The sequence below is a fragment of the Stenotrophomonas maltophilia group sp. RNC7 genome (assembly GCF_030910085.1).
GTDB classification, from domain to species: domain Bacteria; phylum Pseudomonadota; class Gammaproteobacteria; order Xanthomonadales; family Xanthomonadaceae; genus Stenotrophomonas; species Stenotrophomonas sepilia.
This window is the reverse complement of sequence record NZ_JAVFVN010000570.1, coordinates 1-304: the sequence shown is the minus strand read 5'-3', so window position 1 is coordinate 304 and position 304 is coordinate 1. Positions and strand designations below refer to the sequence as shown.

The following is a 304-nucleotide window of genomic DNA, read 5'->3' as shown; positions in this document are numbered from 1 at the left end:
ACAATATATTTTAATATATCTTCTTTAACATTCAAAGATCCGTCAACTTGAAAGACCAATGGATATTTCACTGAAGAATACCCCATGGATGATCTATTGTCCTTATTAACAATATCTTGATCCACAACAATTTCTATCTGTTCAGCATAGCCTTCTGTTTTAACGAAAAACCAGATCTGATCTCCAGCCATGGCCGGATTAGGCATAAGATATGCTGACACCTTTAGTGTGTGTACTTTTATCCTCTTAGTAACAATATCTATATTACCATTAGGTGTTGTTGCCCTAAATTCTACAATATACT

1 protein-coding gene is annotated in these 304 nt (G+C 33.9%); it reads right to left on the bottom strand.

Annotated elements, in window-relative coordinates; translation table 11 throughout:
• Nucleotides 1–304: hypothetical protein (locus RCF13_RS10890; protein ID WP_308141169.1), on the bottom strand; the 304-nt coding region annotated here is incomplete at both ends.